31 protein-coding genes are annotated in these 23717 nt (G+C 64.3%); 16 read left to right on the forward strand and 15 right to left on the reverse strand.

The window, feature by feature from the left end; all coding sequences use genetic code 11:
• Positions 1 to 838 precede the first annotated feature (838 nt).
• Together AC0ZJQ_RS05290 and AC0ZJQ_RS05295 are read right to left on the reverse strand one after the other, a co-directional pair.
• Complete coding sequence (locus AC0ZJQ_RS05290) at positions 839 to 1465, reverse strand: LysE family translocator (RefSeq protein WP_476477417.1); 627 nt, start codon at positions 1463 to 1465, stop codon at positions 839 to 841.
• 64 nt (positions 1466 to 1529) lie between these two features.
• Entirely contained in the window at positions 1530 to 2876 is a 1347-nt protein-coding gene (locus tag AC0ZJQ_RS05295) for an NCS2 family permease (protein ID WP_102827738.1), read from the reverse strand.
• A 437-nt stretch (positions 2877 to 3313) separates the two neighbouring features.
• On the opposite strand from AC0ZJQ_RS05295, the gene AC0ZJQ_RS05300 reads away from it, so the two are divergent.
• From AC0ZJQ_RS05300 to AC0ZJQ_RS05345, 10 genes are all read left to right on the forward strand, one after another.
• Positions 3314 to 4069: a GntR family transcriptional regulator gene (locus AC0ZJQ_RS05300; RefSeq protein WP_476477418.1), complete on the forward strand. Its 756-nt coding sequence runs from the start codon at positions 3314 to 3316 to the stop codon at positions 4067 to 4069.
• Between the two features lie 339 nt (positions 4070 to 4408).
• Entirely contained in the window at positions 4409 to 4591 is a 183-nt protein-coding gene (locus AC0ZJQ_RS05305; RefSeq protein WP_008566751.1) for a hypothetical protein, read from the forward strand.
• Positions 4592 to 4744, forward strand: a complete 153-nt coding sequence (locus AC0ZJQ_RS05310; RefSeq protein WP_178091716.1) for a hypothetical protein — start codon at positions 4592 to 4594, stop codon at positions 4742 to 4744.
• Positions 4745 to 4823: 79 nt separating this feature from the next.
• On the forward strand, positions 4824 to 5258 hold the full coding sequence (locus tag AC0ZJQ_RS05315; RefSeq protein WP_138299410.1) for a hypothetical protein: 435 nt from the start codon (positions 4824 to 4826) through the stop codon (positions 5256 to 5258).
• Positions 5259 to 5382: 124 nt separating this feature from the next.
• Complete coding sequence (locus AC0ZJQ_RS05320) at positions 5383 to 6225, forward strand: IclR family transcriptional regulator (RefSeq protein ID WP_476477419.1); 843 nt, start codon at positions 5383 to 5385, stop codon at positions 6223 to 6225.
• Between the two features lie 181 nt (positions 6226 to 6406).
• Positions 6407 to 7258: a CoA transferase subunit A gene (locus AC0ZJQ_RS05325; RefSeq protein ID WP_476477420.1), complete on the forward strand. Its 852-nt coding sequence runs from the start codon at positions 6407 to 6409 to the stop codon at positions 7256 to 7258.
• Positions 7258 to 8040 (forward strand): CoA-transferase subunit beta, encoded by a 783-nt coding sequence (locus AC0ZJQ_RS05330; protein ID WP_476477421.1) that lies wholly within the window; start codon positions 7258 to 7260, stop codon positions 8038 to 8040. The genes AC0ZJQ_RS05325 and AC0ZJQ_RS05330 overlap by 1 nt, the downstream gene beginning before the upstream one ends.
• Complete coding sequence (gene pcaF, locus AC0ZJQ_RS05335; protein WP_314019817.1) at positions 8037 to 9242, forward strand: 3-oxoadipyl-CoA thiolase; 1206 nt, start codon at positions 8037 to 8039, stop codon at positions 9240 to 9242. The genes AC0ZJQ_RS05330 and pcaF overlap by 4 nt, the downstream gene beginning before the upstream one ends.
• Positions 9243 to 9395: 153 nt before the next feature.
• A complete protein-coding gene (gene pcaD / locus AC0ZJQ_RS05340; protein ID WP_476477422.1) occupies positions 9396 to 10184 on the forward strand; it encodes a 3-oxoadipate enol-lactonase in 789 nt (262 codons plus the stop codon).
• Between the two features lie 320 nt (positions 10185 to 10504).
• The gene (locus AC0ZJQ_RS05345; RefSeq protein ID WP_476477423.1) at positions 10505 to 11650 is read left to right on the forward strand and encodes a tyrosine-type recombinase/integrase; all 1146 of its coding nucleotides are present in this window, start codon (positions 10505 to 10507) and stop codon (positions 11648 to 11650) included.
• Between the two features lie 3 nt (positions 11651 to 11653).
• Here AC0ZJQ_RS05345 and AC0ZJQ_RS05350 read toward each other — a convergent pair whose 3' ends face one another.
• The 13 genes from AC0ZJQ_RS05350 to AC0ZJQ_RS05410 form a co-directional block, all read right to left on the reverse strand.
• On the reverse strand, positions 11654 to 11854 hold the full coding sequence (locus AC0ZJQ_RS05350) for a helix-turn-helix transcriptional regulator (protein ID WP_181092064.1): 201 nt from the start codon (positions 11852 to 11854) through the stop codon (positions 11654 to 11656).
• Positions 11841 to 12152, reverse strand: a complete 312-nt coding sequence (locus AC0ZJQ_RS05355) for a hypothetical protein (RefSeq protein WP_418651933.1) — start codon at positions 12150 to 12152, stop codon at positions 11841 to 11843. Before AC0ZJQ_RS05355 ends, AC0ZJQ_RS05350 begins: the two co-directional genes overlap by 14 nt.
• Positions 12149 to 13735 carry a DNA cytosine methyltransferase gene (locus AC0ZJQ_RS05360; RefSeq protein WP_476477424.1) on the reverse strand — a complete coding sequence of 529 codons (1587 nt, stop codon included), beginning with the start codon at positions 13733 to 13735 and terminating at the stop codon, positions 12149 to 12151. Before AC0ZJQ_RS05360 ends, AC0ZJQ_RS05355 begins: the two co-directional genes overlap by 4 nt.
• A 7-nt stretch (positions 13736 to 13742) precedes the next feature.
• Positions 13743 to 14246 (reverse strand): hypothetical protein, encoded by a 504-nt coding sequence (locus tag AC0ZJQ_RS05365; protein ID WP_476477425.1) that lies wholly within the window; start codon positions 14244 to 14246, stop codon positions 13743 to 13745.
• Between the two features lie 59 nt (positions 14247 to 14305).
• Positions 14306 to 14542 carry a DUF2303 family protein gene (locus tag AC0ZJQ_RS05370; protein WP_476477426.1) on the reverse strand — a complete coding sequence of 79 codons (237 nt, stop codon included), beginning with the start codon at positions 14540 to 14542 and terminating at the stop codon, positions 14306 to 14308.
• A 24-nt stretch (positions 14543 to 14566) separates the two neighbouring features.
• Complete coding sequence (locus tag AC0ZJQ_RS05375; protein WP_038662318.1) at positions 14567 to 14830, reverse strand: pyocin activator PrtN family protein; 264 nt, start codon at positions 14828 to 14830, stop codon at positions 14567 to 14569.
• A complete protein-coding gene (locus AC0ZJQ_RS05380; RefSeq protein WP_476477427.1) occupies positions 14827 to 15225 on the reverse strand; it encodes a hypothetical protein in 399 nt (132 codons plus the stop codon). Before AC0ZJQ_RS05380 ends, AC0ZJQ_RS05375 begins: the two co-directional genes overlap by 4 nt.
• Positions 15222 to 15497 (reverse strand): hypothetical protein, encoded by a 276-nt coding sequence (locus AC0ZJQ_RS05385; RefSeq protein WP_476477428.1) that lies wholly within the window; start codon positions 15495 to 15497, stop codon positions 15222 to 15224. Before AC0ZJQ_RS05385 ends, AC0ZJQ_RS05380 begins: the two co-directional genes overlap by 4 nt.
• Before the next feature lie 11 nt (positions 15498 to 15508).
• Positions 15509 to 16051 carry a hypothetical protein gene (locus tag AC0ZJQ_RS05390; protein WP_476477429.1) on the reverse strand — a complete coding sequence of 181 codons (543 nt, stop codon included), beginning with the start codon at positions 16049 to 16051 and terminating at the stop codon, positions 15509 to 15511.
• Positions 16048 to 16242, reverse strand: coding sequence for a hypothetical protein (locus tag AC0ZJQ_RS05395; protein ID WP_476477430.1), 195 nt, complete (start codon positions 16240 to 16242; stop codon positions 16048 to 16050). The genes AC0ZJQ_RS05390 and AC0ZJQ_RS05395 overlap by 4 nt, the downstream gene beginning before the upstream one ends.
• Positions 16243 to 16396: 154 nt before the next feature.
• Positions 16397 to 17233, reverse strand: a complete 837-nt coding sequence (locus tag AC0ZJQ_RS05400) for a DUF3037 domain-containing protein (RefSeq protein ID WP_476477431.1) — start codon at positions 17231 to 17233, stop codon at positions 16397 to 16399.
• Entirely contained in the window at positions 17230 to 17976 is a 747-nt protein-coding gene (locus tag AC0ZJQ_RS05405) for a HipA family kinase (RefSeq protein ID WP_476477432.1), read from the reverse strand. Before AC0ZJQ_RS05405 ends, AC0ZJQ_RS05400 begins: the two co-directional genes overlap by 4 nt.
• A 68-nt stretch (positions 17977 to 18044) precedes the next feature.
• Entirely contained in the window at positions 18045 to 18809 is a 765-nt protein-coding gene (locus AC0ZJQ_RS05410) for a LexA family protein (RefSeq protein ID WP_476477433.1), read from the reverse strand.
• Between AC0ZJQ_RS05410 and AC0ZJQ_RS05415 the strand changes: the two genes are divergently transcribed.
• The 6 genes from AC0ZJQ_RS05415 to AC0ZJQ_RS05440 all read left to right on the forward strand — a co-directional run bounded on the left by AC0ZJQ_RS05415 (position 18808) and on the right by AC0ZJQ_RS05440 (position 23630).
• Positions 18808 to 19065 (forward strand): helix-turn-helix domain-containing protein, encoded by a 258-nt coding sequence (locus tag AC0ZJQ_RS05415; protein ID WP_234174831.1) that lies wholly within the window; start codon positions 18808 to 18810, stop codon positions 19063 to 19065. The two genes, AC0ZJQ_RS05410 and AC0ZJQ_RS05415, sit on opposite strands and share 2 nt — an antisense overlap.
• 339 nt (positions 19066 to 19404) lie before the next feature.
• Positions 19405 to 19896, forward strand: coding sequence for a phage regulatory CII family protein (locus AC0ZJQ_RS05420; protein WP_038662306.1), 492 nt, complete (start codon positions 19405 to 19407; stop codon positions 19894 to 19896).
• Entirely contained in the window at positions 19889 to 20110 is a 222-nt protein-coding gene (locus AC0ZJQ_RS05425) for a TraR/DksA C4-type zinc finger protein (RefSeq protein WP_476477434.1), read from the forward strand. The genes AC0ZJQ_RS05420 and AC0ZJQ_RS05425 overlap by 8 nt, the downstream gene beginning before the upstream one ends.
• A complete protein-coding gene (locus AC0ZJQ_RS05430; RefSeq protein ID WP_476477435.1) occupies positions 20103 to 22808 on the forward strand; it encodes a DUF5906 domain-containing protein in 2706 nt (901 codons plus the stop codon). The genes AC0ZJQ_RS05425 and AC0ZJQ_RS05430 overlap by 8 nt, the downstream gene beginning before the upstream one ends.
• On the forward strand, positions 22805 to 23146 hold the full coding sequence (locus AC0ZJQ_RS05435; protein ID WP_476477436.1) for a hypothetical protein: 342 nt from the start codon (positions 22805 to 22807) through the stop codon (positions 23144 to 23146). The genes AC0ZJQ_RS05430 and AC0ZJQ_RS05435 overlap by 4 nt, the downstream gene beginning before the upstream one ends.
• On the forward strand, positions 23139 to 23630 hold the full coding sequence (locus AC0ZJQ_RS05440; protein WP_476477437.1) for a hypothetical protein: 492 nt from the start codon (positions 23139 to 23141) through the stop codon (positions 23628 to 23630). The genes AC0ZJQ_RS05435 and AC0ZJQ_RS05440 overlap by 8 nt, the downstream gene beginning before the upstream one ends.
• Positions 23631 to 23717 lie beyond the last annotated feature (87 nt).

Here is a 23717-nt window from a genome sequence, read left to right on the forward strand (position 1 = left end):
TCGTAGGGTGGAAAACCGCGCAGCGTTTTCCACCTTGACGGGTTCCGGCGCGTGTCTCGGTGTGGATGACGTCGCGCTTTCCTTGGCTCTGGCTACGGGTTGCGCCTCCCATGGCGTCACTTTCTCTTGTCTCGCCAAGAGAAAGTAACCAAAGAGAACGCGACCCCTACATCCGGGTCTGGCCGCTGCGCGACCAGACTTCCCTCACTCCGGCATTGCTCCAGGGGCACGTCACGAAGGGACGTCCCGCCTGGGCGGCCCCGTCCTTCGTTCCTCGCTCTGCGTCCATGCCTCGCGTCCCCCTGCGTAACGCCTGCGTTCGGCCTCCTGAAGGGGAAGGGAGTCCGAGTCGCCTGAAGGATCGAAAGCCGGCTTCGCTTTTCGCTTTTCCCTGCACAGCCCGGCAGGCGACACCACTTTCCCCTTGCAGCAGGCCGAGTGGAGCCAGCACGCAGGGGAGCGAGCGGCATGGATGCCGCGAGAGGCGTAAAGGGCCAGGGATGGCCCTTGTACGCCGGTCCCCGGAGTGCTGGCGGAAGGAGGGACGTCTGGGAGCACAGCTCCCGGACCCGGATGAAGGGGCGCGCTTTCTTTTGCTTACTTTTCTTTGCGCCGGGCGGCGATCCGCGTGCAAAGAAAAGTGAGGCGCCGTGCGAGGCGCAACCTGTAGCCCGAGCCGAGGAAAGCGCGACGTCATACACACCGAGACACGCGCCGAAACCCACCAAGGTGGAAAACGCTGCATGGTTTTCCACCCTGCGACCCCTCTGGCCAGCCGAGAGAACTTGAGGCGTTGCTATGCGTCGCGGCCCGAGCCGCCGCTACCCAGCCAGCCAGGTCACCGACTCATCAGAGACGCCGCCCCCGCCCCCCCAAACAGCGCCGCGCTGGTGCGGTTGAACCACACGTGCCCGCGTCCGGTGCGCAGGTACCGCGCTGCGCCTTGCGCGCCCAGCCCGTAGGCCAGCTTGCAGCACAGATCGAGCACCGCCCAGGTCGCGATCATCACCAGCAACTGCGGTAGCAGCGGCTGCTCGGCGCTGAGGAACTGCGGCAGGAAGGCGGCGAAGAACAGGATGTCCTTGGGGTTGCTGCCGCCCAGCATGAACGCCCGTCCGAACAGCCGGCCGAAGCGCGGTGCCAGTGCCGGGGTTTCGATTGATCGCGCGGCGGGGGCCTGGCGTGCCTCCTGCCAGCTCTGCCAGGCGAGATAGAACAGGTACAGCGCACCAATCAGCTTGAGCGTGCTGAACAGTCGCTCCGACGCCAGCAGGATCGCGCCGAGCCCCAGTGCCGAGGCGCTGAGCAGGAGGATCGAGGCGGTGACCCCGCCGAGAAACGCCGGCCACGAACGGCGCACCCCATAGTTCAGGCTGTTGCTGATCATCAGCAGCGACAGCGGACCGGGGATCAGAATCACCACCAGCGCCGCACTCGCATACAACAACCAGGTTTCCAGACTCATCACTTCCTCCTGACAAATGCAAAAGCCCCGCCGCGATGCGACGAGGCGGTGATGCGTACCCCGCTCAGAGGAACGCGAATTTGGCGATGAAGATCACGCACAGCACGTACAGGCTGATCGACACCTTATCGCGCTGGCCGGTCAACAGCTTCAGCGTGGCATAGGTGAGAAAGCCCAGGGCGATGCCGTTGGCGATGGAGAAGGTCAGCGGCATCATCACCACGGTCACGATGGCCGGGATGGTGTCGGTGTGATCTTTCCAGTCGATGTGCGCCATGCCACTCATCATCAGCATGGCCACATAGATCAGCGCGCCGGCGGTGGCGTAGGCCGGAATCATGCCGGCCAGCGGGGCGAGGAACATCGCGGCGAGAAACAGTACGCCGACCGTGATCGCGGTGAGGCCAGTGCGGCCGCCGGCGGCGACGCCCGAGGCGCTTTCCACGTAGCTGGTCACCGGCGGGCAGCCGACGAACGCGCCGACCACGCTGGAGGTGCTGTCGGCCTTCAGAGCGCGCGACAGGTCCTTGATGCGGCCCTCGTCATCCACCAGGTTGGCGCGATGCGCGACGCCCATCAGCGTTCCGGCGGTGTCGAACATGTTCACGAAGAGGAAGGCGAGAATCACGCTGATCATCGCCACGTCCAGCGCACCGAGGATATCCATCGCCAGCCAGGTCGGCGCCAGGCTCGGCGGCATCGACACTAGGCCGCGATACTCCACCAGACCGAGGCCCCAACCGATGGCGGTAACGGCCAGCATGGCGATCAGGATCGCGCCGAACACGTTGCGATGGCTGAGCACGGCGATCAGCAGGAAGCAGATGCCCGCCAGCAGCGCCGAAGGCTCGCCGAACGAACCCAGCGTCAGCAGGGTGGCGGGGCTGTCCACCACGATGCCGGCAGTCTTCAGGCCGATCAACCCGAGGAACAGGCCGACGCCGGCGCCCATGGCGAAGCGCAGGCTCATCGGGATGCTGTTGAGCAGCCATTCGCGGATCTTCGACAGGCTCATGAAGACGAACAGCACGCCAGAGATGAACACCGCACCCAGCGCGATCTGCCAGCTGTAGCCCATCTCGCCGACCACCGTGTAGGTGAAGAACGCGTTGAGGCCCATGCCCGGCGCCAGTCCGACCGGCCAGTTGGCATACAGCCCCATGAGGAAGCAGCCCAGCGCCGCACCGATGCAGGTGGCGACGAAGGCGGCACCGTGGTCCACGCCGGCTTCGGCCATGATGTTCGGGTTGACGAAGATGATGTAGGCCATGGTAACGAACGTGGTCAGGCCTGCGAGCAGCTCGGTGCGCACGCTGGTGCGGTGTTCGCTGAGCCTGAAGAAGCGATCGAGTCGGCCGGGCGCCCGGTGCTGCGCCGGGGTGGCCCGCTGTTCCTGCGTGATGTTTTCCACTGGGTGTTCCTCATCGTTCTTGTTGTCGATCACCCAGAGCCTGAGTGCTCCCGAGGGCGGGTGATGGGTGCGCTCGATCTGTCTCAAGTTGACTGAAAGGTCAGAAAGGCGTGTCGCGATTATGATGTTGTATACAAAAAAAGCAAACGCGGATTGGTTATAAAATCCGCGTCGGATGTCGTTGATCGCATCTAACCAAAGGTGGAATATTCGGGCAAAGCGCGACGGTACGATACTGATACCCGGACCGTGCGGCGGTTTCGACCCCTCGCCAAGCGAGTGGCCAAAGTACCGCGATGCGCGTTCCAGAGCATTTCACGTGATGGATTGTGCACAATCGTGGGGTGCGTCATTTTCGCCAATCTGCTTCGGCGAACTGCCAGCGGCTCGCGGAACACAGTAAAGTTGCGCTGCCGACACCAGGATGCGAACTCTCGATGAACGAACAACTGCAGCCGCTGAAGAAACCAACCCGCGCGGGCAAGGGCCGGACCGGAACCCAGGACGATATCGTCTACGCGCACATATTCGACGCCATCCTCGAACAGCGGCTGGCCCCCGGTACCAAGCTCAGCGAAGAAGCGCTGGGGGAAATCTTCGGCGTCAGCCGTACCATCATTCGCCGTGCACTGTCGCGCCTGGCCCACGAGGGTGTGGTGCTGCTGCGACCCAATCGCGGCGCGGTGGTGGCCAGCCCGAGTGTCGACGAGGCGCGGCAGATCTTCTTCGCCCGCCGGCTGGTCGAGCGTGCGATCACCGAGCTCGCGGTACAGCACGCCAGCGACGCCCAGCTGGCCGAGTTGCGACAGATGGTGAGCGACGAACGCGACTGCTTTGCCCGCGGCGACCGCGGCGCCGGCATCCGGCTGTCCGGCGAGTTTCACCTCAAGCTGGCCGAGGCGGCGAAGAACGCCCCGCTGATCAGCTTCCAGCGCAGCCTGATCTCGCAGACTTCGCTGATCATCGCGCAGTACGAAAGCGGAAGCCGCTCGCACTGCTCCTACGACGAGCACAACGAGCTGATCGATGCCATCGCCGCCCGCGATACCGATCTGGCGGTGCGCCTGATGCTGCATCACATGGATCACATCGACAGCAAGCTCAACCTCGAAGAAGACAGCGCCTCGGGCGACCTGCACGCGGTGTTCTCGCACATCCTCGGCAAGAACGGCAAAGCCGCGAAGAAGCGCTGACGACCTCACCGGCCGCGTCGCGAATCGGTTCCCATGCCCGATTCGCGGCCGGGGCCGATCGGCGTGTGCCCGTTCGCCGTCCGCATCCTGCCGCCGCGGTGGCTGCTCATAACCGGCGCAACCGCGCGTGACCTTCCAAGATATCCGCTGCAGGCTCTCTCTCCCTCGCGCGCGTGCCGTGATCGGTAAACGCAATCGAACACGCCGTTGATCGAGAAAGAATTAATACCCCGTAACGGAACGCGACCGTTTCGTTTGCGGTCTGATTCTTCGCCCAGCCCCGCATTGCGGGCGCGGGTGGATCGGGCGATGGCCCGCTGAGAATCAAGGAGTATCTCGATGAGAATCTGGACAGTCGTATTACTCAGTGCAGCGCTGGGGCTGACGGGTTGCAGTTTCAGCGCGCCGGGTGTGCATGCGCGTATCGGCGATGCCGACGCGGTGCATCTGGATATCGGTGGTCATGGTCACGGCGGTGGTGGCTTCTGCCCGCCAGGCCATCGCATGAAAGGGAGCTGCTAAATGATCGCGCGCCTGCTTGCTGTTGCGCTGGCGGCCCTGTTGATGTCCGGCTGCAGCCTGCGTCTGCCGGGTATCGGTATCGATATCGGCGATGTGGGGCATGGCGGCCCGCCGCATTGTCCGCCAGGGCAGGCGAAGAAGGGCAACTGCTGACCTTGATGGCGGGCGCATCGCCCGCCGCGTTCCGCTCTGACAGGGTCGCTACGCCGGCCTTGTTTCTCAGGAGGCAATCATGCCCCGACTCCCCCTGTTGCTTCTCGCGCTGAGCCTGCTCGGTGGCTGTACGGTTTACGGTCACGGCGATCATGACTATCACCGGCCGTATTACTACGGCGGCTACCAGGATCATCGTCACTCGAGCTATCCGACGCGTTACTACTACTACGACCGCCACGACTCTCGCCGCTACGCACCGTCGGTTCGCTACTACGACCGTCACGCGCGTGACTACGACCGTCGTTACGACGGCCGCCATGACCGCGGCGACTATCGCTATGACCGGCACGACCGACGTTTCGACGGCGACAGACGGCACCCGACCAGATCCTACAGTCGCGCGCCGGAGCCCAGGCCGCAGGGCAAGCCGACGCACCGTGCCGGCTTGTACAAAGCGCAGCCGCAAGGGCGCTGGCGTGAACATCAGCGTGACGGCCGACGCGAGCACTGAAGCCATGCGGGAGCGGGCCGCGTTGCGGGTCTGAACTTCGCGCGGCTCAGGGCGAGTGGAGTGGCGATTATCGAGCAAGCTGTCGATAATCGCCCGACTGCCAGCCGCCTTCCGGAGCCTCGCCATGACCGACGACACGCGCATCCATCCCGCCGCGCTGGCGCCACCCATCGTCGCCTCGCCGGCCAAGCGCATCGAGGCGCTGACCGGCGATCCCAATTTCATGACCTCGCTGGCGCGCGGGTTGGCGGTGATCCACGCCTTCCAGGAGCGCAAGCGCCACCTGACCATCGCGCAGATCAGCCACCGCACGGAAATTCCCCGTGCCGCCGTGCGTCGCTGTCTGCACACGCTGATGAAGCTCGGCTACGTCACCACTGACGGGCGCACCTATTCGCTCTTGCCCAAGGTGCTGACGCTGGGGCATGCCTACCTGTCTTCCACGCCGCTGGCGCTGAGCGCGCAACCGATCCTCGACCGGCTCAGCGAGCAGCTGCACGAAGCCTGCTCGATGGCCACGCTGGAAGGTGACGAAGTGCTCTACGTCGCGCGCTCGGCCACGCCGCAGCGGCTCATTTCGGTGGACCTGTCGGTGGGCAGTCGACTGCCGGCGTACTGCACTTCGATGGGCCGCATCCTGCTGGCGGCGCTGGACGACACGGCGCTCGACGAGTACCTCGAACGCGCCGACCTGCAGGTCAAGACCAGCCGCACCCTGCACACGCCCGAGGCACTGCGGGCGAACATCGCGGAAATCCGCCATCAGGGCTGGGTCATCATCGACCAGGAGCTGGAAGTCGGGCTGCGCTCGCTGGCGGTTCCGCTCAAGGATTCTGCCGGCCAGGTGCTTGCCGCGCTGAACGTCGGCACCCATGCCGGACGTGTCTCGCGTCAGGAACTGGAGACGCGTTTCCTGCCGGTGCTGCTCGAAGCCAGTCGCGAATTGAGCACGCGGCTGTTTCATTGATGCAGCGCCGATCGGACCTCGCGGCCGGTGCGCGGCGTCGCAAATCTTGCTTTGGTGTGAAGGTGCTAATCGGTTCGATAATCGAACGGTATGTCGATTATCGGATTGTTAGGCGTGAGTTGGACCGTTACCGTTTTCTCCAACGCATCCGGCGTAATGAAAACCACACGAGATTCGACTCATGGCTGAACTCCTCTCGCTCCGCGAAGCCGTCGAGCGCTTCATCCAGGATGGCGACACGGTTGCCCTGGAAGGCTTCACCCACCTGATTCCCACTGCGGCTGCCCACGAGATCGTCCGCCAGAACAAGCAGGAGCTGACCCTGGTGCGCATGACGCCGGACCTGGTCTACGACCTGCTGATCGGCGCCGGCTGCGCCAGGAAGCTGATCTTCTCCTGGGGCGGCAACCCCGGCGTCGGCTCGCTGCACCGCCTGCGCGATGCGGTGGAGAAGCAGTGGCCGCAGCCGCTGGAGATCGAGGAGCACAGCCACGCCGACCTCGCCAACGCCTACGTCGCCGGCGCCTCGGGCCTGCCGTTCGCGGTGTTGCGCGCCTATGCCGGCTCCGACCTGCCGAAGGTCAACCCGCTGATCAAGTCGGTCACCTGTCCGTTCACCGGCGAAGTGCTGGCCGCCGTGCCGAGCGTGCGCCCGGACGTCACCGTGATCCACGCGCAGAAGGCCGACCGCAAGGGCAACGTGCTGATCCAGGGCATCCTCGGTGTGCAGAAGGAGGCCGCGCTGGCTGCCAGGCGTTGCATCGTCACCGTCGAAGAAATCGTCGACGACCTCAACGCGCCGATGAACGCCTGCGTGCTGCCGACCTGGGCACTGACCGCGGTCTGCCGGGTGCCGGGCGGGGCGCACCCGTCCTATGCCCACGGTTACTACGAGCGCGACAACCGCTTCTATCAGGCCTGGGACCCGATCGCCCGCGATCGCGAGGCGTTCAACGGCTGGATCGACAACTACATCCGCGGCACGGCTGATTTCGCCGAGTTCAAGCAAAAGCTCGCAGGGGAGGCCAACTGATGAGCGCCTACAGCACCAATGAAATGATGACCGTCGCCGCCGCCCGCCGCCTCGGCAATGGCAGCGTTTGCTTCGTCGGCATCGGCCTGCCGTCCAAGGCCGCCAACCTGGCGCGCCTGACCCATGCACCGGAAGTCGTGCTGATCTACGAATCCGGCCCGATCGGCGCCAAGCCTTCGGTGCTGCCGCTGTCCATCGGCGACGGCGAACTGGCCGAGACCGCCGACACCGTGGTACCGACCGGCGAGATCTTTCGCTACTGGCTGCAGGGCGGGCGTATCGACGTGGGCTTTCTCGGCGCCGCGCAGGTGGACAAGTACGGCAACATCAACACCACCGTGATCGGCGACTACCACCAGCCGAAGGTGCGCCTGCCCGGCGCCGGTGGCGCGCCGGAGATCGCCGGTAGTGCCAAGCAAGTGCTGATCATCCTCAAGCAGTCGCACCGTACCTTCGTCGACAAGCTGGCCTTCATCACCTCGGTCGGCTTCGGCGAAGGCGGCGAGCACCGCAAGCAGCTCGGCCTGCCGGGCAAGGGCCCGGTGGCGATCATCACCGACCTGTGCATCATGGAGCCCGAAGCCGGCACCCACGAGTTCGTCGTCACCGCGCTGCACCCGGGCGTGACCCGTGAGCAGGTGATCGAGAACACCGGCTGGGCGATCCGCTTCGCCGAACAGGTCGCCACCACCGAAGCGCCGCGCGCCGAGGAACTGGAAGCACTGCGCGCCCTGGAAGCCCGCACCGCGGCTGCCCACGGCCAGGCCGGAGGTGACGAATGAGCCGCGACGTCTTCATCTGCGATGCCGTGCGCACGCCCATCGGCCGCTTCGGCGGCGCGCTGGCGGCAGTGCGCGCCGACGACCTGGCGGCGATCCCGCTCAAGGCGCTGCTCGAGCGCAACCCCGGGCTCGACCCGGCGGCGATCGACGAGGTGTTCATGGGCTGCGCCAACCAGGCCGGCGAGGACAACCGCAACGTCGCGCGCATGGCCGCGCTGCTCGCCGGGCTGCCGGACAGCGTGCCGGGCGTGACCCTCAACCGTCTCTGCGCCTCGGGCATGGATGCGGTGGGTACCGCCTTTCGCGCCATCGCGGCAGGCGAGCTGGAGCTGGCCATCGCCGGCGGCGTCGAGTCGATGTCCCGCGCGCCCTACGTGATGGGCAAGGCCGACAGCGCGTTCGGCCGCGGCCAGAAGATCGAGGACACCACCATCGGCTGGCGCTTCGTCAACCCGCTGATGAAGGCGCAGTACGGCGTGGATGCCATGCCGCAGACCGCCGACAACGTCGCCGATGACTGGCACGTCAACCGCGCCGACCAGGACGCCTTCGCCCTGCGCAGCCAGCAGCGTACCGCGGCGGCCCAGGCGGCCGGCTTCTTCGCCGAGGAAATCGTCCCGGTGGTCATCAAGACCCGCAAGGGCGAGACGCTGGTCGACACCGACGAGCACCCGCGTGCCGACACCACCGCCGAGGCCCTGGCCAGGCTCAAGCCGGTCAACGACGAGGGCAAGACCGTCACCGCCGGCAACGCCTCGGGCGTCAACGACGGCGCGGCGGCAATGATCCTCGCCAGTGCCGAGGCAGTGCAGAAATACGGCCTCAAGCCGCGCGCCCGGGTGCTCGGCATGGCCAGCGCCGGTGTCGCGCCGCGGGTGATGGGCATCGGCCCGGTGCCGGCGGTGAAGAAGCTCTGCGAGCGCCTCGGCAAGGCGGTGGACGAGTTCGACGTGATCGAACTCAACGAAGCCTTCGCCGCCCAGGGCCTGGCGGTGACCCGCGAGCTCGGCCTGGCCGACGACGATGCGCGGGTCAACCCCAACGGCGGCGCCATCGCCCTCGGCCACCCGCTGGGCATGAGCGGCGCGCGCCTGGTGCTGACCGCGGTGCACCAGCTGGAGAAGTCCGGCGGCAAGCTCGGCCTGGCGACCATGTGTGTCGGCGTCGGCCAGGGCCTGGCGCTGGCGGTGGAGCGGGTCTGAGGCAGGCACGCTAGAGTCTGCTCTGGCGTGAGCGCTCACTGCTGAGCGGGCGCGCCCCAGCCGAGCCTCGGATTCGACGCATCTTTATCCCGGCCGGCCGCATCGTTGAACGATACGTCGGCCGAACATCACGTTTGAAAAGAGTAAATGACCATGCCGACCATGAAATTGGCCGATGCCAGCCTGAACTACCGTTTCGATGGCGCCGAAGGCTTGCCGGTGCTGGTGCTCTCCAATTCGCTGGGCACCAGCCTGGGCATGTGGGATGAGCAGATTCCGGCCTTCGCCAAACATTTTCGCGTGCTGCGGTACGACACCCGCGGCCATGGTGAATCGAGCGTCAGCCCTGGCCCCTACAGCATCGAACAGCTGGGCCGCGACGTGCTGGGCTTGCTCGATGGGCTGGGAATTGAGCGTTTTACCTTCTGCGGGCTGTCGATGGGCGGCCTGATCGGCCAGTGGCTGGCGCTCCATGCCGGCCCGCGGCTGCAGCGCCTAGTGCTGTGCAACACCGCTGCGAAGATCGGCACCGAACAGGTCTGGAACGACCGCATCAAGACGGTACTCAACGGGCAGCAGCAAGCCATGCGCGACATGCGCGACGCCTCCATCGCGCGCTGGTTCACTCCTGGCTTCGCCGAACAGCAGCCTGACGTTGCACGGCGCATCACCGACATGATCGCCAGCACCTCGCCGGACGGCTACGTCGCCAACTGCGCCGCCGTGCGCGACGCAGATTTCCGTGAGCAACTAGCCGGCATCACAGTGCCCACCCTGGTGGTTTGCGGCGCCAAGGATCCGGTAACGACCGTGGAACATGGCCAGTTCATCCAGACACAAGTTGCCGGCGCGGAACTGGCAGTCTTCGAAGCCGCCCACCTCTCGAGCGTCGAGGCTGGCGAAGCCTTCACCCAGCGCGTGCTGGAATTCTTGGTCGGGTGAGGCAGCGAGGAGGAAGGGGATCCACGAAATAAAAAAGCCCTGTAGAACAGGGCTTTTTTGTGTGGTGTCTGGAGCGGGCGAAGGGAATCGAACCCTCGTCATGAGCTTGGGAATCTATAACGGGCCAAATATCAGGGTATAACGCGAGGTATCGTAAAGGCGCTACAATCCCCGTCCTGTATGGGCTGGGGCTTCCGGCTCAGTCTCAATTTGTCCCGCCGAATTTCGTGTTAGTTCGGGACAACTGTCACCGGAAACTGTCACGCATGCTAACCGAAAAGCAGATCCGTTCGCTCAAGCCAGAAGACCGCGACTATGTGATGTCCGACGGGCGCGGGGCGCGCGGGGAAGGGGTGCTGCTGCTCAAGGTTCGCGCCAACGGCACGAAGGAGTTCTACTACCAGTGGTTCGTGGCCGGCAAGAAGAAGCAGCGCAAGCTCGGTGTGTGGCCAACGATGTCGCTCACCGTTGCGCGGGACAAGTGCAAAGGTGCGTCGCCGCAGAGTGAAGCGGAGGGCACGCTGCAGAACCTGATCGATTCGTATGTGGCCAAGCTGAAAGCCGAAGGTGCGGCCTCGGCCGGCAACGTGGAATGGTCGCTCAAGCACTATGTCTCTGAGCCGTTCCCGCACCTGGTGAAGAAGCTGGCCAGTGCCATCGAGCCCGGCGATATCCGCGACATTATTTCCGCGATGATCAAGGCGAAGGTGACCACCTATTGCAACCGGGTGCGGTCGCAGCTGCATGCGGCGTTCCAGCACGGGCTGAACCAGGAATACAACCCGCGGGACTACCTCAAGTCGAAAGTTCGGTTCGGGTTGACCTATAACCCGGTGGCGAGCATTCCCGTGCAGGGCGATTGGGAGCGCCCGGGCCAGCGTGTGCTGAGCAAGGAAGAGCTGGCGGCGCTGTGGAACCTGCTGCCCGAGGAACTGAGCCTGGTCACGGCGGAGCTGATCAAGTTCCTGATCGCCAGCGGTGGGCAGCGGCCGGAGCAGGTGGTGGCGTCAGACCGCACGATGTACCGCGACGACTACTACATGATTCGCAGCAAGAAGGGCGTAGAAGGCGAGCGCGAGATTCATGTGGTGCCGTTCAACGGCCTGAGCCGCGCATGCCTGGAGCGGCTGAAACCGATCTCCGGCGATGAGGCCTTTCCGTTCATGGGCCGGTACAAGAACAATTCGATCAACGTTCAGTCCGTGTCGCGGGCGGTGACCAAGCTATGCGCGCGGCATCCGGATACGTTCAAGACGCCTTTCACGCTGCGCGACCTGCGGCGCACCTGCAAAACGCTGATGGGTGTAGCGGGGATCAGCAAGGAATTGCGCGATCGCATCCAGGGGCATGCGTTCAGCGATGTTTCGTCGAAGCACTATGACCGCTACGACTACCTGAAAGAAAAAAGCCAGGGCCTCGAGGATTGGGCTACCTGGCTTGTAGATGTGGCTGGCGTGAAGCCGTAGCCGTCACGCCGCCTGATTGCTCCACGCTTCTGGGTCCTCCAGCCAAAGGCGCAGATCGGATGCCCGCCAACCGACGCGGCCCGGCGAAAGCCGGACTTGTTTCGGGAAGCGCCCGGCCTTGATCTCGCGCCAGAGCGTGGCGTGGGACAGGGTGGTGACCTCCAGCACCTGCTCCTCGCGCAGGTATCCCTCAAGCGCGACCACGGCGCTTCCCTCCCTTGCGATGCTTCTTGGTACCGCCGTGGCAGGTCAGGCGGTAGCTGATGAACGTGGCGAGGTCGCCGATCTCGGCTTTGATGTCGTCGATGATGGCGCCCATGATCGCGTTCACCTCCTCATAGGTGGCGCGCTGGATGGTGCGGGAGTTGTCGACGTGGGTCTTGCCGTCCGGCGTTTTTACCAGCCACTCCATCAACCAGCGCTGCGGCTTGCGTGGCAAGCGCCCGCTGACCTGGGCTGTGTCGTTCGGCATTTCGGTGCTGTAGAAGATCGAGTAGGTCATGCTGCCTCCTCCCCGAGCTGCTGCGCGCTGAGGTTGGCGCGGACGAGGGCGGTGGCTACCGGTGGGCAGACGCTGTTGCCGCACATTCGCACCTGAGCGGCCTTGCTGAGCTTCTTGCCGCCGGCGGTGCGGTCGTGGATGTAGTCGGCCGGGAAGCCCTGGGCGGCGAAGAGTTCGTGCGGCTCGAGCATGCGCATGCCGATGTCCACGATCTGGTAGGGCTCACCTTTCACCATCACCAGCCCCATGCGGTGCTTGGTGGTGACGGTATGCAGCGGGTCAGTCAGCGGCTGGCCGATGCCGGTGTCGTAATACTTGAGCAGGAAAGCGCGCACTTCGCCCATATGGCCGCCAGTGGTTAGCGTGTGGATGGGCTCGCGCAGGGCCTGGCCGATGCAGTTGTTACGCAGCTTCACCAGGTGGCTGGTCACCAGCGCGTTGTGGTCGACAGTGGTCGCGGTTGGCAGCGGGCTTTCGAGGCTGCTTCCCGGACCGGTGTAGTTGCCGCCGTAGTGCTTGGCAAGGAAGGCGGCGACGAGAGCATGCTTACCGCCACCGGCGACAACGGTGCCGAGTGGCTTGTCGAGCCCCGGCGCGCGGGGTGCTTGGCCTTTGCGTTCGCCATAGCCTACCTGCACCAAGGTTGGCGATACGAGCGCAAAGTGCCCGCCTTTCACCTGGGCGCAGATGGTGCGCAGCGGTGCATCGGCCGGCATGTTGCGCTGGGTGCTGCCGTTGGCGTGCTCGGTGATGAAGGGCGCCATGCCCTGAACAACGAAGGGCTGGTTCGATTCGATCACATAGCGCTGAATGCCCCGGGCGATACGGCGCAGGGTGTTCTCGGCCAGTGGCTTCTTGCGGGTGAAGATCGACGGGCAGGGCAGTGACCAATCGATGATCTCTGCGGCGGTGCGCCACGGCTTCAAGCGCTTGGCCTTGACCGCTTCGCTCGCCGGGTCCCCGTGGGTTGGGTCGGGCCAGACGATGGGCTGGCCGTCGCAACGGGCGATGAGGAACAGGCGCTTGCGGATGGTCGGGGCGCCGTAGTCGCAGGCGCGCAGCTCGCGCCAGTCCACCTGGTAGCCGAGGCGGCGAAGTGCGTTGACGAAGCTGGAAAAGGTGCGGCCCTTGTTCTTCGGGCAGGGGCGGCCATCGGTGGCCAGTGGCCCCCAGGTCACGAACTCCTCGACGTTCTCCAGCATGATGACCTTCGGCTTGACCGTGGCGGCGTAGCGGATGGCGACCCAGGCGAGGCCGCGGATCTCCTTCTTCACCGGGGCGCCGCCCTTGGCCTTGCTGAAGTGTTTGCAGTCCGGGCTGAACCAGCACAGATCGACCGGGCGCCCGTCGACGACAACGCGCGGGTCGACTTCCCAGACCGATTCGCAGAAGTGTTTGGTGTGGGGGTGGTTGATGTCGTGCATCGCCACGGCTTCGGGGTCGTGGTTGATGGCGATGTCGACAGGGCGGCCGAGGCCAAGCTCGATGCCCGTGGAGGCACCGCCGCCGCCGGCGAAGTTGTCGATGACCAGGCCGTTGAAGTTGAACGCCGGCTGAGGGTGGAGGCGATAGAGGTTCTTCATGGCCGCCTCACATACACATCGCAGCAGGCTGCGTGCCGAGGGTGGCGTCCACGCGCTCCCAGGTCGAAAGCGGGGTGGTGTTCCAGTAACGGTCGGCGATGGCAATAGCGGCGAGGGCCAGCTTGCTGGCGTGGGCGCCTTGTTCGGAGCCCATCTTGGTGAACACGGTGGCGGCCAGGTTGAGCTTGGCGGCGATCTCGGCGAGGGTTTCGGCGTCCTCTGCGGTGAGTGCGCGGCGCTGGGCGTCGGCAAGTTCGGTGCGCAGGGCGTCCAGCTCCTCGGTCAGGTGCTCCAGTGCCTGGGCAGCGTTGAGGCGGCTGATGGTGTGTTCGTGCTGGGCGCGTTCGGCGCGGTGGCGCAGGTTGTCGACCAGCTGACGGTTGGCGGTGGCCAGGTGTTCAAGGTTCTGCCGCGCCGCGCGGCGGCCTTCGAGGTAGCCAAGGCCGAAGACGATGGCCATGGCGGCGACAGCGCCGACGAAGGCCAGAATCTGGATGGTGGTGAAGTTCATTGCTGTGTCCCTCTGATGTAGAACCGCCGGCTGGTAAGGCCGGCGGGTAGGTGCTGCGCTTACTTGCCGAGGCTGAAGGTGCCGATGCTCAGCGGCACGCTGCCGCCCACTTCCTGCTCAAGCACCTCCTTGAACTCGCGTGCGAACGCTTCGCGCTGGGCTTCTTCCCCGACCCAGCGCAGCTTGAGCTGCGGCTCGTCGCGGCCGGCGACGTCGGACAGCGCGCGGCCTATCTGGTCGGCGAACACGCCGGCGTTGAGGCTGTTGATGAACTCGCTGGTGTCGGTTGCTTTCATTTGCTGTGTCCTTGTTGCGGTTGGTTACGCCACCTGGTCAGTGGCGGGTTGGGTGTTGCTCGGGTCGTGGGCGTCCAGCCAGGCGGCCAGATCGCGCAGGTAAACAACGGGTGGCGCCTTGCGGGTGACGTCCGTGCGGGTGTAGCGCAGGCGGACGCGGCCCTGGTGAATCAGCTTGATCAGCGACTCGACGTCGCCGATGTGCGGCAGGTACTCGGCGCGCACTTCGTCCAGCGGCAGGCAGGGCCGGTCGTAGCGGCGCAGCAGTTGCTGGTAGGTGCTGCTCACGGTGTTGCCCCTCCGATCTCCCCGCGCCCCTCTGTGGTGCGTGCCGGGCTGGGCGCGGTGTGGCGCAGGCGGATGAGTTCGGTGATGCCTTCGATGGTCTTGCCCAGTTGGCGGTCGACGATGTTGCCGGCGGCATCGGTGATGACGCAGGCGTAGGGCGTGGCCGGGTCGGTGGTCAGCGTGACGTAGGGCATGTAGCCGCGCGGCGTGACGGCGAGCAGGCTGCAGAAGAAGCTGCCCAGGTCAGCGGCGCACGGGTGGTTGAGCCGCAGCAGGGCGATGGCCTCGGCGCAGGCGTCGCGCAGCACAGTGGCGGGTACCACGCTGGGGTGGTCCAGATGCAGGCTGGTGAGCTTGAGCGCGCCGATTGCGTGTTGGTTGGCAGAGATTGTCATGCGGCGTCGTCCTTCTTGGTGACGGTGATGCCCAGCTGCTCGGCCAGCCAGCCGATCCCCTTTTCGGTGGCCATGACCACGCCGTAATGGCTGTAGGTGCTGATGGCCGGGTTCCAGCGGCTGCGGGTGTCGACGAACAGCCGGCCGCGGCTGCGCTCGATGCTGATGAGCTCGCCAGCGTGGTTGAGCAGGCCTAGCTCCCGCATACGGGCGCGCAGCTTGCGCGGGCCAATGCCGAGCACGGCGGCTGCCTGGTCGAGGGTGCGGTTCATGGTGGCGGGCCTCAGGCTGTGGGGCTGGTGGCCGACAAGGCGCAGCGGGCTTCCGCGATTGCGAGGTCCATCCAGGCGTCTCTGCTCAGCTCAGGAAACAGGCGCTTCTGGCGGTCCCATTCCGCGCAAATCTTGAGCAGCGCCGGTTCCAGCTTGCTTTGCTCTGGCTGCGTCGGTGCCGGCTCTGCCTGTGCATTCAGCTCACGCGCGGCAGCATTGAATGCGGTCGTTGCTGCTTGCAGGTCGCTCGGCTCGGTGCGCAGCGGAACGGCCTCCGCTGTATCCACCGTGCCGTTGGCTACGGCTTCGATCCAATCGGCCAGGTGCTGGGCGTTGGCGCCGTCGTTGCGCTGGAGGGTCATGCTGTGGCGCTGCTCGCGCATGAACAGCACGGCCAGCAGCTGATCGCCGCTGGCGCTGGTGAAGGGCTCGATGCTGAGCTCGGCGCGCAGCTCGCGTGCTGGCTGGGTCAGCAGCAGGGTTTCGCTGCCTGCCTGGCTGGCGAGCATGCCAAGGGCGGCTTCGCTGCCTCTGGTGAGGGAGAAGGTGCTCATGCTGCACCACCGAACGGGCCGAAGTCCTCGAGGGCGGGCAGGGTGTGGCGCTTGAGTTCTGCAGCGCGCAGGGTGACGTGAGCCGTCAGGCCGGTTTCACGTTCAATGCGGCGTACGGTGAAAGGGTTGGATGCCGCTGCCGGGTGCAGGAAGACCGGGCAGCGGGAGCTGCTGTGCTGTGCTGTGTCCATTGTCGCGATCCCGTGGTAAGTGGGTACGCGGCAATAATCCGTTAACGAATTGTCTCAGTCAATACGTATCGGGATAAAAATGCGTATTTGGTTTGGTGCATCTTCGGGACATCCAGACGCGCAGAAAAAACCCCGCGCTGGGCGGGGTTGTTTATCAATGCACGATAGGCAGGCCATGTTCAATCGAGCGGAGTATTTCTCGGTCCGGTGCCTGGTTGTTCACTACTCGCACACCCTCCAGATCTGCCAATTCGGTTGTCACTTCATTGTAGGCCTGCAGCAGCTTAGCGGAGGTGCCGGCGGGTGGCTCAGCGAGGAACAGCGTATCGCCAGGCAGCTGGTTTCCACGCGCCAGGCGCTTGACCTTCATCAGCCAACCGTCCCCGTGCTCATAGATCTTCGACGGTTCGGCTTGTCCGAGAAAGAGCGGCTTGATAGCTTGCACCGCCCGCTCCGCTTGGAATAAGACGAAGGGGAAGCGCACGTTATATGTGCTATCTCCAAGTCGGCGATCCGCGGCGTAGCGCTGCCGAAGATTGAAAGTCGCCAGCAGGTTGCCTAATTGCCGCTCTAGATGCTTTTCGTGGTACTCCTTATTGGCGAAGCTATGGTTCACGTAATGGTCGAACAGCGTCTCGAGCGTGTTACCAATGTTCTCGCTCATTACCGTCCCCGGCTCACTGAAGCGCATCATCGTTTCGCGCGGGTGTACTAGGTGCAGGAACGTATTCTTGAGCAGTGGCAGGTTAGCCCCATCGCCGGGAAAGCACGCGGCCAGGCGGGCCAAATCTAGCTGCATCTCTCGCCGAGCGCGCAGGTAAACCGTAGGGTCTAGCGTGCTAAAGAACTGTGTGACCCTCTGGCGCTTGCTCATGATCTTGAAGCGAAGTTCGCCTGTGTTGGCGATCAGCACGACGCCAATGTTCACAAACTCGCCCGTTTCTGGATACGGCAAGAAGCGCAGGATGGAGTAGTTACACACGAGTTTCATAGCTGCCCCCAGAAGAGCTCTGCCCTGTACCTTTGCAGCATTTCGAGCCGCTTCGCCAGCGTGGGTTCAGTTTCATCCACGTGGTCCCGGTCACGATACAGCCATTCGTCCGGCAGAAGGGCGGCGATCCTACCCCAATCCGCCAGCGCTGCGTCAAGCTCAGGGGTGTATTTCAGTCGAGCGAGCAGGTCGTCGCGCTCGGAGCCAATCAGGTCCCGGAAGACGTGGAATTGGCAGAACTCATCATGAGAAAGCTGTAGCTCGAATGCCGCATTGTGGTCGATCACGGCAAGAGCTCCCTCTTGATCGAGCAGCAAATTCACATTCCCTCCGTGCTCTCCAAGACAGCGGTCGCCGTTCTGGATCAGCCAGTCAAAAATCAGTACCCGACGTCTTAGATCGACCGGTATCTTTTTTACACCTGCCCAGGTCAGTTCACTGGCGGTTAAGACCTGCTGCGAAGCAAACGCAGGGCCGCCGTTAAGATCAGTTACGTTCGGAATCGTGCTGAAGTCGATTAGCGGCTGCGGAATGTCCATGATGCGCCAGGGTGGTATTGCCAACCCCAGATGAGCGCCGATTTCGGCTGCTACTACCTCGGAAATCAAGCCGGGCCCGCCGGTGCGCTCGAAACCTTTGACGAAATAGTTACACCCGTCATCGGCTCGTACCAGAAAGGGGCGCACCGAAACCCCTTGTTCGCTTTGGCGAATGATCTCTTCAGCAGTTATTCGATCTGGCATAGCTATCCCTGCGGTAGCGGCTGAATTTCTGTCAGCCCGCCTTGTTCCGAGCATTGATTCGGCGGCGCCTAGCGTCGCTTCCTATTCACCCACGAGCCAGTCACTACTCCGCAGATCGAGGTGTCGTCTGGCATGTGAAGAATTCGATTCGGAAACTCTGGATTCAGGGCCAGGAGATATGTGCCGTCTTCTGTTTTCTGCAGCCGTTTGAAAGTGACCTGCCCTTCTGGGGTCCTCACCACAACGTCATCGTTGTGCATCGCCTGAATGTCTGGCTCGACTAGAAGGATTTCCCCTGCCCGGTACTCTGGCGACATGCTTAGCCCTCTCACTTCTAGACAGAAAGCAGACGAGCTATGGGGAAACGGGCAGTCGAGCCAATCATCGGCAAATCCAGGTTCAAACAAATCTATCGCCTCGCATAAATCTCCGGCGCGCACCCATGAAATCAGAGGTACGCGTTGATGCAAGGCGGGCCCAGGCCCCAAGGTCGAGTCTAAGGTTTGCGGATCGGGCTGGCGGAGGCCGAGCACTTCGGCCATGTCCAACCCAAGGGCGCGAGTGAGGCGCTCGATGTAATTGATCTGCGGGTTCTGGAACTCACCCTTGAGGATGCGGTGCACGGTGGATTGGTTAAGGCCGGCTCTCTTGGCCAGCTCTGTCTCGCTCCAGCCCAGCTTTTCGCGCCTTGCCGCCAGCGTGGCGGCGATGTGACCGATCGAAATAGCCATGCCGAGATTATTCCTTTGCGAATTATGCAAAGCGTATTGCGGCTGACAATTCCGATGCGTATTATCTTCCTCAATGCGTAGCCGGATACATTCCTTTGTCATGACTACTCCCTCGATCACTGAAATGCTGAAAGCGCTTATCGAAGCTGGGATGACCCAGCAAGGCATCGCTGACGCTATTGGCGTTACTCAGCCGACCGTTTTCCGGGCGCTGAATGGCGCTGAACTCCGTTACTGCATCGGTAAGGAGCTGGAAAAGCTCTATGCCGAGAAGAGCGGTGGCGCCGGCTTCGAAGCTGACCGCCGCCAGGCGGAGCGTAGGCGCGGAGAGCGGCGCCAAGGCGAACGCCGCGCCTAACCAGAATCACAGCCCGCCTCCAGGACACAGCACCGCAGCACACGTATCAGGCGGGAGCCGGCCCGAGAGTCTTACCAACGCCATCGGGCCGGCGCCGGGCAAGCAGCCCAGAAACACAAAAAGCCTGTCGCTACGGCGGCAGGCTTGTATAGAGGTCGAGAACTGGGGACCCACTTACCACAGCAAGAACCCCAGCCTCGACGGTCCGGTAACCGGTTACCAGCCGGCTACCTCAACCCGCGACCCGTGGACACAGCAGTCATGAGGGTCGCGTGCTGTAGGTGAACTGTAGGGCAACGGCCCGGCGGTTGGCTACAGCGTTACAGGGGCATTAACGCTATGAGCCGTAAAGACCTTTTGCCGGGCGCCGGCCCGGTGCTGACCACCCGCCAGGCGCTGTACCGCGCCACGCGCGATGCGGTGGGTGGGCAGAACGCGGTGGCGCTGACCATCGGCATCGACCCCGACGAGCTGAGCAAGCGCGTCAACCCTACGGGCAACCGCCCGCTGCACCCTGAGTTCCTTGAAGAGATTGTGGCGACCACGCGCGACCCGCGCCTGCTGGCGGCGTTGGTGCGCCCGGCCGGCGCGGTGGCGTTCGTGCCGCAGCCGGTACCGGCTACGCGCGATGCGCTGAAGGCGTTGGGCGCGCTGCTGCAGGCCGAAGGCGAGTTCGTCGGCAGCCTGCACGATGGCGCCGAGGACAATTGCTGGGAGCGGCACGAGGTGGAAGCGCTGCGCTACCACGCGAACAAGATGATCGGCGAGATCCTGGGGATTGTGGCGGGCGCTGAGCAGGCGATGGAAGCGGAGGCGGTGTGCCATGGATGAGCATCTGATCGAACGTGCCCAGCGGGAGCAGGCCGAGGAGCTGCAGCGCCTTATCGCAAGCCGCGTGCAGTACCAGGGTGAGAGCCTGACCGAGTGTGAGGAATGCGGTTGCGACATACCGAAGGCGCGGCAGGAGGCGGTGAAGGGTTGCCGCATGTGCTTTGACTGTCAGCAGGTGATCGATAAGCGGAATGCGGGGGTGCGGCGTGGTTGAGCGCGTACCGCTGACGTTGGCCGACCTGACCGAGCTGCTGCAGTACATCCCCGCCGATGACCGCGATACCTGGTTGCAAGTGGGCATGGGCATCAAGGCGGAGTTCGCCAGTGCCGGCTTTGACGCCTGGGATACTTGGAGCGCGTCGGGCGCTGGGTATAACGCAGGCGATGCGAAGACGGTTTGGCGGAGCTTCCGCAAGGCCGGCACGGGCATGGGCACGGTGATCAAGCTGGCCAAGGACAACGGCTGGCGGCCGCGCCGGGAGCCAATGACCGCCGAGGAGAAACGCCGGCTGAATGCCGAGGCGGAAGCCCGGCGGGCGGTGCGGCAGGCTGAGATCGAAGCGGACGAAGCCAGGGCCTCGGTTATGCGTGAGGCGGTGGCCAGCGCCTGCGAGCTGATCTGGACGAAGCATTGCAAGCCGCAAGGCGAAAGCCCCTACCTGGAACGCAAACAGGTGGGGGCTTTTGGCGTTGGTTACTTCCATTACACGGTTGTGCTTTCCATCGATGACGAGCGGCAGCGCTGTGATGTGTGGGTGGGGAGTGAGACGCGGGAGTTCTTCGCCAACCTGCCGAAGCCGCGACCGGATTCGATCAGCTTCCTGATGTTCAAGAAGGGCAGCATTGCCATTCCGCTGCGCGATGCGGCGGGGAAGCTGTGGAGCCTGCAGGCGATCAACGAGCAGGGCACGAAGCTGTTCCCGAAGTACGGGCGCAAGGCGGGTTGCTGGCATGTGCTGGGTGACCTGGACGGCGCGCCGGTGATCGGCGAGGCCGAAGGCTATGCGACGGCGGCGAGCGTGCATATGGCGATGGGCTGGCCGGTGGCGATGGCGCTGGACTCCGGCAACATGCCGGCGGTAGCGCGTGACCTGATGGCGCAGTGCCCGGATACGCTGCTGGTGGTTGCCGGTGACGATGATCCGACGAAGCCCGGCAACCCGGGCCGGAAGAAGGCGGAAGCGGCGGCGGGTGAGGTGGGCGGCATTGCTGCCTTCCCGACGCTGCCGGCCGAAGGCGAGGCGGGGCAGGACTGGAACGATGTGCATGTGGCGTGGGGGCTGGAGGCGGTCGCGCAGCAGCTCGATGCGGCTGTTGCTGCTGGCAAGCCTTCCCCGGCCCCATCCGCTGACGCAGCCGCTGCGCCGGCCGGCTCCTCCGACACCGGGGGGCAGGGGGCGGGCTTCACGCCCGAGCAGGTGCTGCGGCGGTTTGCGCTGGTTGAGGGCACGACGCAGGTATGGGACCAGGATAAGAAAGCGGCGATGAAGAAGACCGCCTTCGAGGCGCTGGTGGGCAAGCCGCTGGCGAAGACCTGGCTGGATGACACGAACAAGAAGCTGATCGCCGCCGATGCGGTGCGCGAGATCGAGCAGGCGCGGCGCATGGCGGGCAAGAAGGCCGGTGCGCTGGGCATGCCGCCGACCGAGCGCTATGTGTACATCGACGGGACGAAGGATGTGTGGGACCGCGAGAAGAAGCGGCGCATCCCGGAAGGCGCGGTGAAGATGGCGCTGGGCGATGCCTATGCGCTGTGGCTCAACAGTGCCGAGCGCCGCACGGTGGACGTGGACCACATCGTGTTCGACCCGACGATGACGAAGGACCCGGCGACGTACATCAATACGTTCGAGGGGCTGCCGCTGGAGCCGGTGCGCGATGACGCGGCGTGCGAGAACCTGCGCTGGCTGATCTCGTTTCTCTGTAACCACGACGGCAAGGCGCTGGACTGGCTGACGAAGTGGCTGGCCTTTCCGTTGCAGCACCCGGGCGCGAAGCTGGACACCGCTGTGCTGATGCATTCGGTGATGGAGGGTTCGGGCAAGAGCCTGTTCTTCGCGGACACGATGGGTGCTTTGTATGGGCAGTACGCGGCGACGGTGGGGCAGACGCAGCTTGAGTCGAACTTCAACGCGTGGCAGAGCCGGAAGCTGTGGGCGGTGTTCGAGGAAGTCGTCAGCCGCGACCAGCGTTACAACCAGGTGGGCAAGATCAAGCATCTGATCACGGGCAAGACGGTGCGGATGGAGTCGAAGTTCATCAATGGTTGGGAGGAAGCCAACCATATGAATGCGGTGTTCCTCTCGAACGAGATTCTGCCGTGGCCGATCAGTGACAGTGACCGCCGGCTGCTGGTGATGTGGCCACAGGAGACGTTGCCGCCGGAGCGGCAGCAGGCGATCGGGCGCGAGCTGGCCAATGGTGGTGTTGCGGCGCTGTATGCGTGGCTGCTGGCGGTCGACCTGGGCGACTTCAACGAGCGGACGCGCCCGCCGCATACCGATGCGCGGCAGCGCCTGGTGGCGTTGAGCCGGGCCGGCTGGCAGACCTTTCTGCACCAGTGGCGTGCGCAGGAGCTGGGGCGCGGGCTGTGGGGTGGCTGCCTGTCGAGCGACCTCTATTCGCTGTTCCTCGAGTGGTGCCAGCGCAACCGGGAACACGCGATGAGCCAGACGAAGTTCAGCCTGTTCATCAGTTCCGAGGTGGAGAAGACGGCGCGACCGATCCCCTGGACGGATGGCAACTCACGGCGCTTTGGCGCGTTCTTCATCCCTGACGATCCGAACTCTTCCCTGCCCCCATCTCTGACGAGCGCTGCGCTCGGCCAGATGGTGAAGGATTGGCGTGCAAAGGCGCGTGAGGCGGGCTGGGACGTGGATGGCTGGGATCATGTGAAGGGGAAGGCAGCATGAGTGCGTGCGATTGTGTGTCGGGTGTGTTGGGTTGTGTCGGGTTTGGTTTTGCGACCCAACACAGCGCGGAGCTAGAAACGGCGGGGCTTTGCGGCGTGTGTGCGGGGTGTGTTGGGTTCGACGCGCGCGCAGGCGTGCATGCGCCGATTCGTTTGGCTGTTTCGAAGGCGGCATTGTTTTTTTCTTATGCGAGGTCTGAAAAACCCAACAAACCCAACACACCCGACACAGATGCTTTGAAGGCATTGATTTGTAAGGGTTTTGAGTGTGTCGGGTTTGTGTTGGGTTGGGCGTTTGTGTGTCGGGTTGGTTTTGCAGGGGAGGTGGGCCGTGATTGAGGCAGTCGAGGCGTTGTTGCAGCACTGGGGAGAGCGGTGCCGTGGCGGGCTGGGTTCGCCTGGTGCGTCGGGTTCGTCACCGCTGGCAGCGGCGATGCAGTACGGCGGGATGATCCCCTATTCTGGTCGCGGCTCGATGGGGCTGGCGGGCGCGGTCGATCAGGTTGCCGAGGAGGTGGATGCTGCCATCGGGACGCTCAAGCAGGCGGGGCTGGTGCAGGACCGCAAGCTGGCGAAGGCCTGGCGGCAGGCTGGGAACACGACCCGCCCGCCGTTCTGCCTGGAGACACAGCTGGTGAAGCTGGCGATGGTGCGCTACCTGCCTGACCCGATCCCGACGATTAAGCAGCAGATGCGACGGGTGCGGATAGGCTCGGAGCGTACCTATCACGACCGGGTGCAGCAGCTGCACGAGCGGGTGAGGGCAGAGCTGGAATACCGCCGCAGGATGCAGAGCGTGCATGGTGGGCGTTACGTGGCTTAGTTCCTTCCGCCACATTGGCGGGAGATAACCGGCAGATAAGCATTAGATAACCGGAGCATTGCCGGGTGGCGTTAACTCACCGTTTAC

It is taken from the genome of Stutzerimonas sp. 21-1 (genome assembly GCF_056336065.1).

Bases quoted from the DNA above. Each gene is read 5' to 3' on its own strand.
- AC0ZJQ_RS05290 (WP_476477417.1), bottom strand. From the start codon at position 1,465: ATGAGTCTGGAAACCTGGTTGTTGTATGCGAGTGCGGCGCTGGTGGTG.
- AC0ZJQ_RS05300 (WP_476477418.1), top strand. From the start codon at position 3,314: ATGAACGAACAACTGCAGCCGCTGAAGAAACCAACCCGCGCGGGCAAG.
- AC0ZJQ_RS05305 (WP_008566751.1), top strand. From the start codon at position 4,409: ATGAGAATCTGGACAGTCGTATTACTCAGTGCAGCGCTGGGGCTGACG.
- AC0ZJQ_RS05310 (WP_178091716.1), top strand. From the start codon at position 4,592: ATGATCGCGCGCCTGCTTGCTGTTGCGCTGGCGGCCCTGTTGATGTCC.
- AC0ZJQ_RS05315 (WP_138299410.1), top strand. From the start codon at position 4,824: ATGCCCCGACTCCCCCTGTTGCTTCTCGCGCTGAGCCTGCTCGGTGGC.
- AC0ZJQ_RS05320 (WP_476477419.1), top strand. From the start codon at position 5,383: ATGACCGACGACACGCGCATCCATCCCGCCGCGCTGGCGCCACCCATC.
- AC0ZJQ_RS05325 (WP_476477420.1), top strand. From the start codon at position 6,407: ATGGCTGAACTCCTCTCGCTCCGCGAAGCCGTCGAGCGCTTCATCCAG.
- AC0ZJQ_RS05330 (WP_476477421.1), top strand. From the start codon at position 7,258: ATGAGCGCCTACAGCACCAATGAAATGATGACCGTCGCCGCCGCCCGC.
- pcaF (WP_314019817.1), top strand. From the start codon at position 8,037: ATGAGCCGCGACGTCTTCATCTGCGATGCCGTGCGCACGCCCATCGGC.
- pcaD (WP_476477422.1), top strand. From the start codon at position 9,396: ATGCCGACCATGAAATTGGCCGATGCCAGCCTGAACTACCGTTTCGAT.
- AC0ZJQ_RS05345 (WP_476477423.1), top strand. From the start codon at position 10,505: ATGTCCGACGGGCGCGGGGCGCGCGGGGAAGGGGTGCTGCTGCTCAAG.
- AC0ZJQ_RS05355 (WP_418651933.1), bottom strand. From the start codon at position 12,152: ATGACCTACTCGATCTTCTACAGCACCGAAATGCCGAACGACACAGCC.
- AC0ZJQ_RS05360 (WP_476477424.1), bottom strand. From the start codon at position 13,735: ATGAAGAACCTCTATCGCCTCCACCCTCAGCCGGCGTTCAACTTCAAC.
- AC0ZJQ_RS05365 (WP_476477425.1), bottom strand. From the start codon at position 14,246: ATGAACTTCACCACCATCCAGATTCTGGCCTTCGTCGGCGCTGTCGCC.
- AC0ZJQ_RS05370 (WP_476477426.1), bottom strand. From the start codon at position 14,542: ATGAAAGCAACCGACACCAGCGAGTTCATCAACAGCCTCAACGCCGGC.
- AC0ZJQ_RS05380 (WP_476477427.1), bottom strand. From the start codon at position 15,225: ATGACAATCTCTGCCAACCAACACGCAATCGGCGCGCTCAAGCTCACC.
- AC0ZJQ_RS05385 (WP_476477428.1), bottom strand. From the start codon at position 15,497: ATGAACCGCACCCTCGACCAGGCAGCCGCCGTGCTCGGCATTGGCCCG.
- AC0ZJQ_RS05390 (WP_476477429.1), bottom strand. From the start codon at position 16,051: ATGAGCACCTTCTCCCTCACCAGAGGCAGCGAAGCCGCCCTTGGCATG.
- AC0ZJQ_RS05395 (WP_476477430.1), bottom strand. From the start codon at position 16,242: ATGGACACAGCACAGCACAGCAGCTCCCGCTGCCCGGTCTTCCTGCAC.
- AC0ZJQ_RS05400 (WP_476477431.1), bottom strand. From the start codon at position 17,233: ATGAAACTCGTGTGTAACTACTCCATCCTGCGCTTCTTGCCGTATCCA.
- AC0ZJQ_RS05405 (WP_476477432.1), bottom strand. From the start codon at position 17,976: ATGCCAGATCGAATAACTGCTGAAGAGATCATTCGCCAAAGCGAACAA.
- AC0ZJQ_RS05415 (WP_234174831.1), top strand. From the start codon at position 18,808: ATGACTACTCCCTCGATCACTGAAATGCTGAAAGCGCTTATCGAAGCT.
- AC0ZJQ_RS05410 (WP_476477433.1), bottom strand. From the start codon at position 18,809: ATGACAAAGGAATGTATCCGGCTACGCATTGAGGAAGATAATACGCAT.
- AC0ZJQ_RS05420 (WP_038662306.1), top strand. From the start codon at position 19,405: ATGAGCCGTAAAGACCTTTTGCCGGGCGCCGGCCCGGTGCTGACCACC.
- AC0ZJQ_RS05425 (WP_476477434.1), top strand. From the start codon at position 19,889: ATGGATGAGCATCTGATCGAACGTGCCCAGCGGGAGCAGGCCGAGGAG.
- AC0ZJQ_RS05435 (WP_476477436.1), top strand. From the start codon at position 22,805: ATGAGTGCGTGCGATTGTGTGTCGGGTGTGTTGGGTTGTGTCGGGTTT.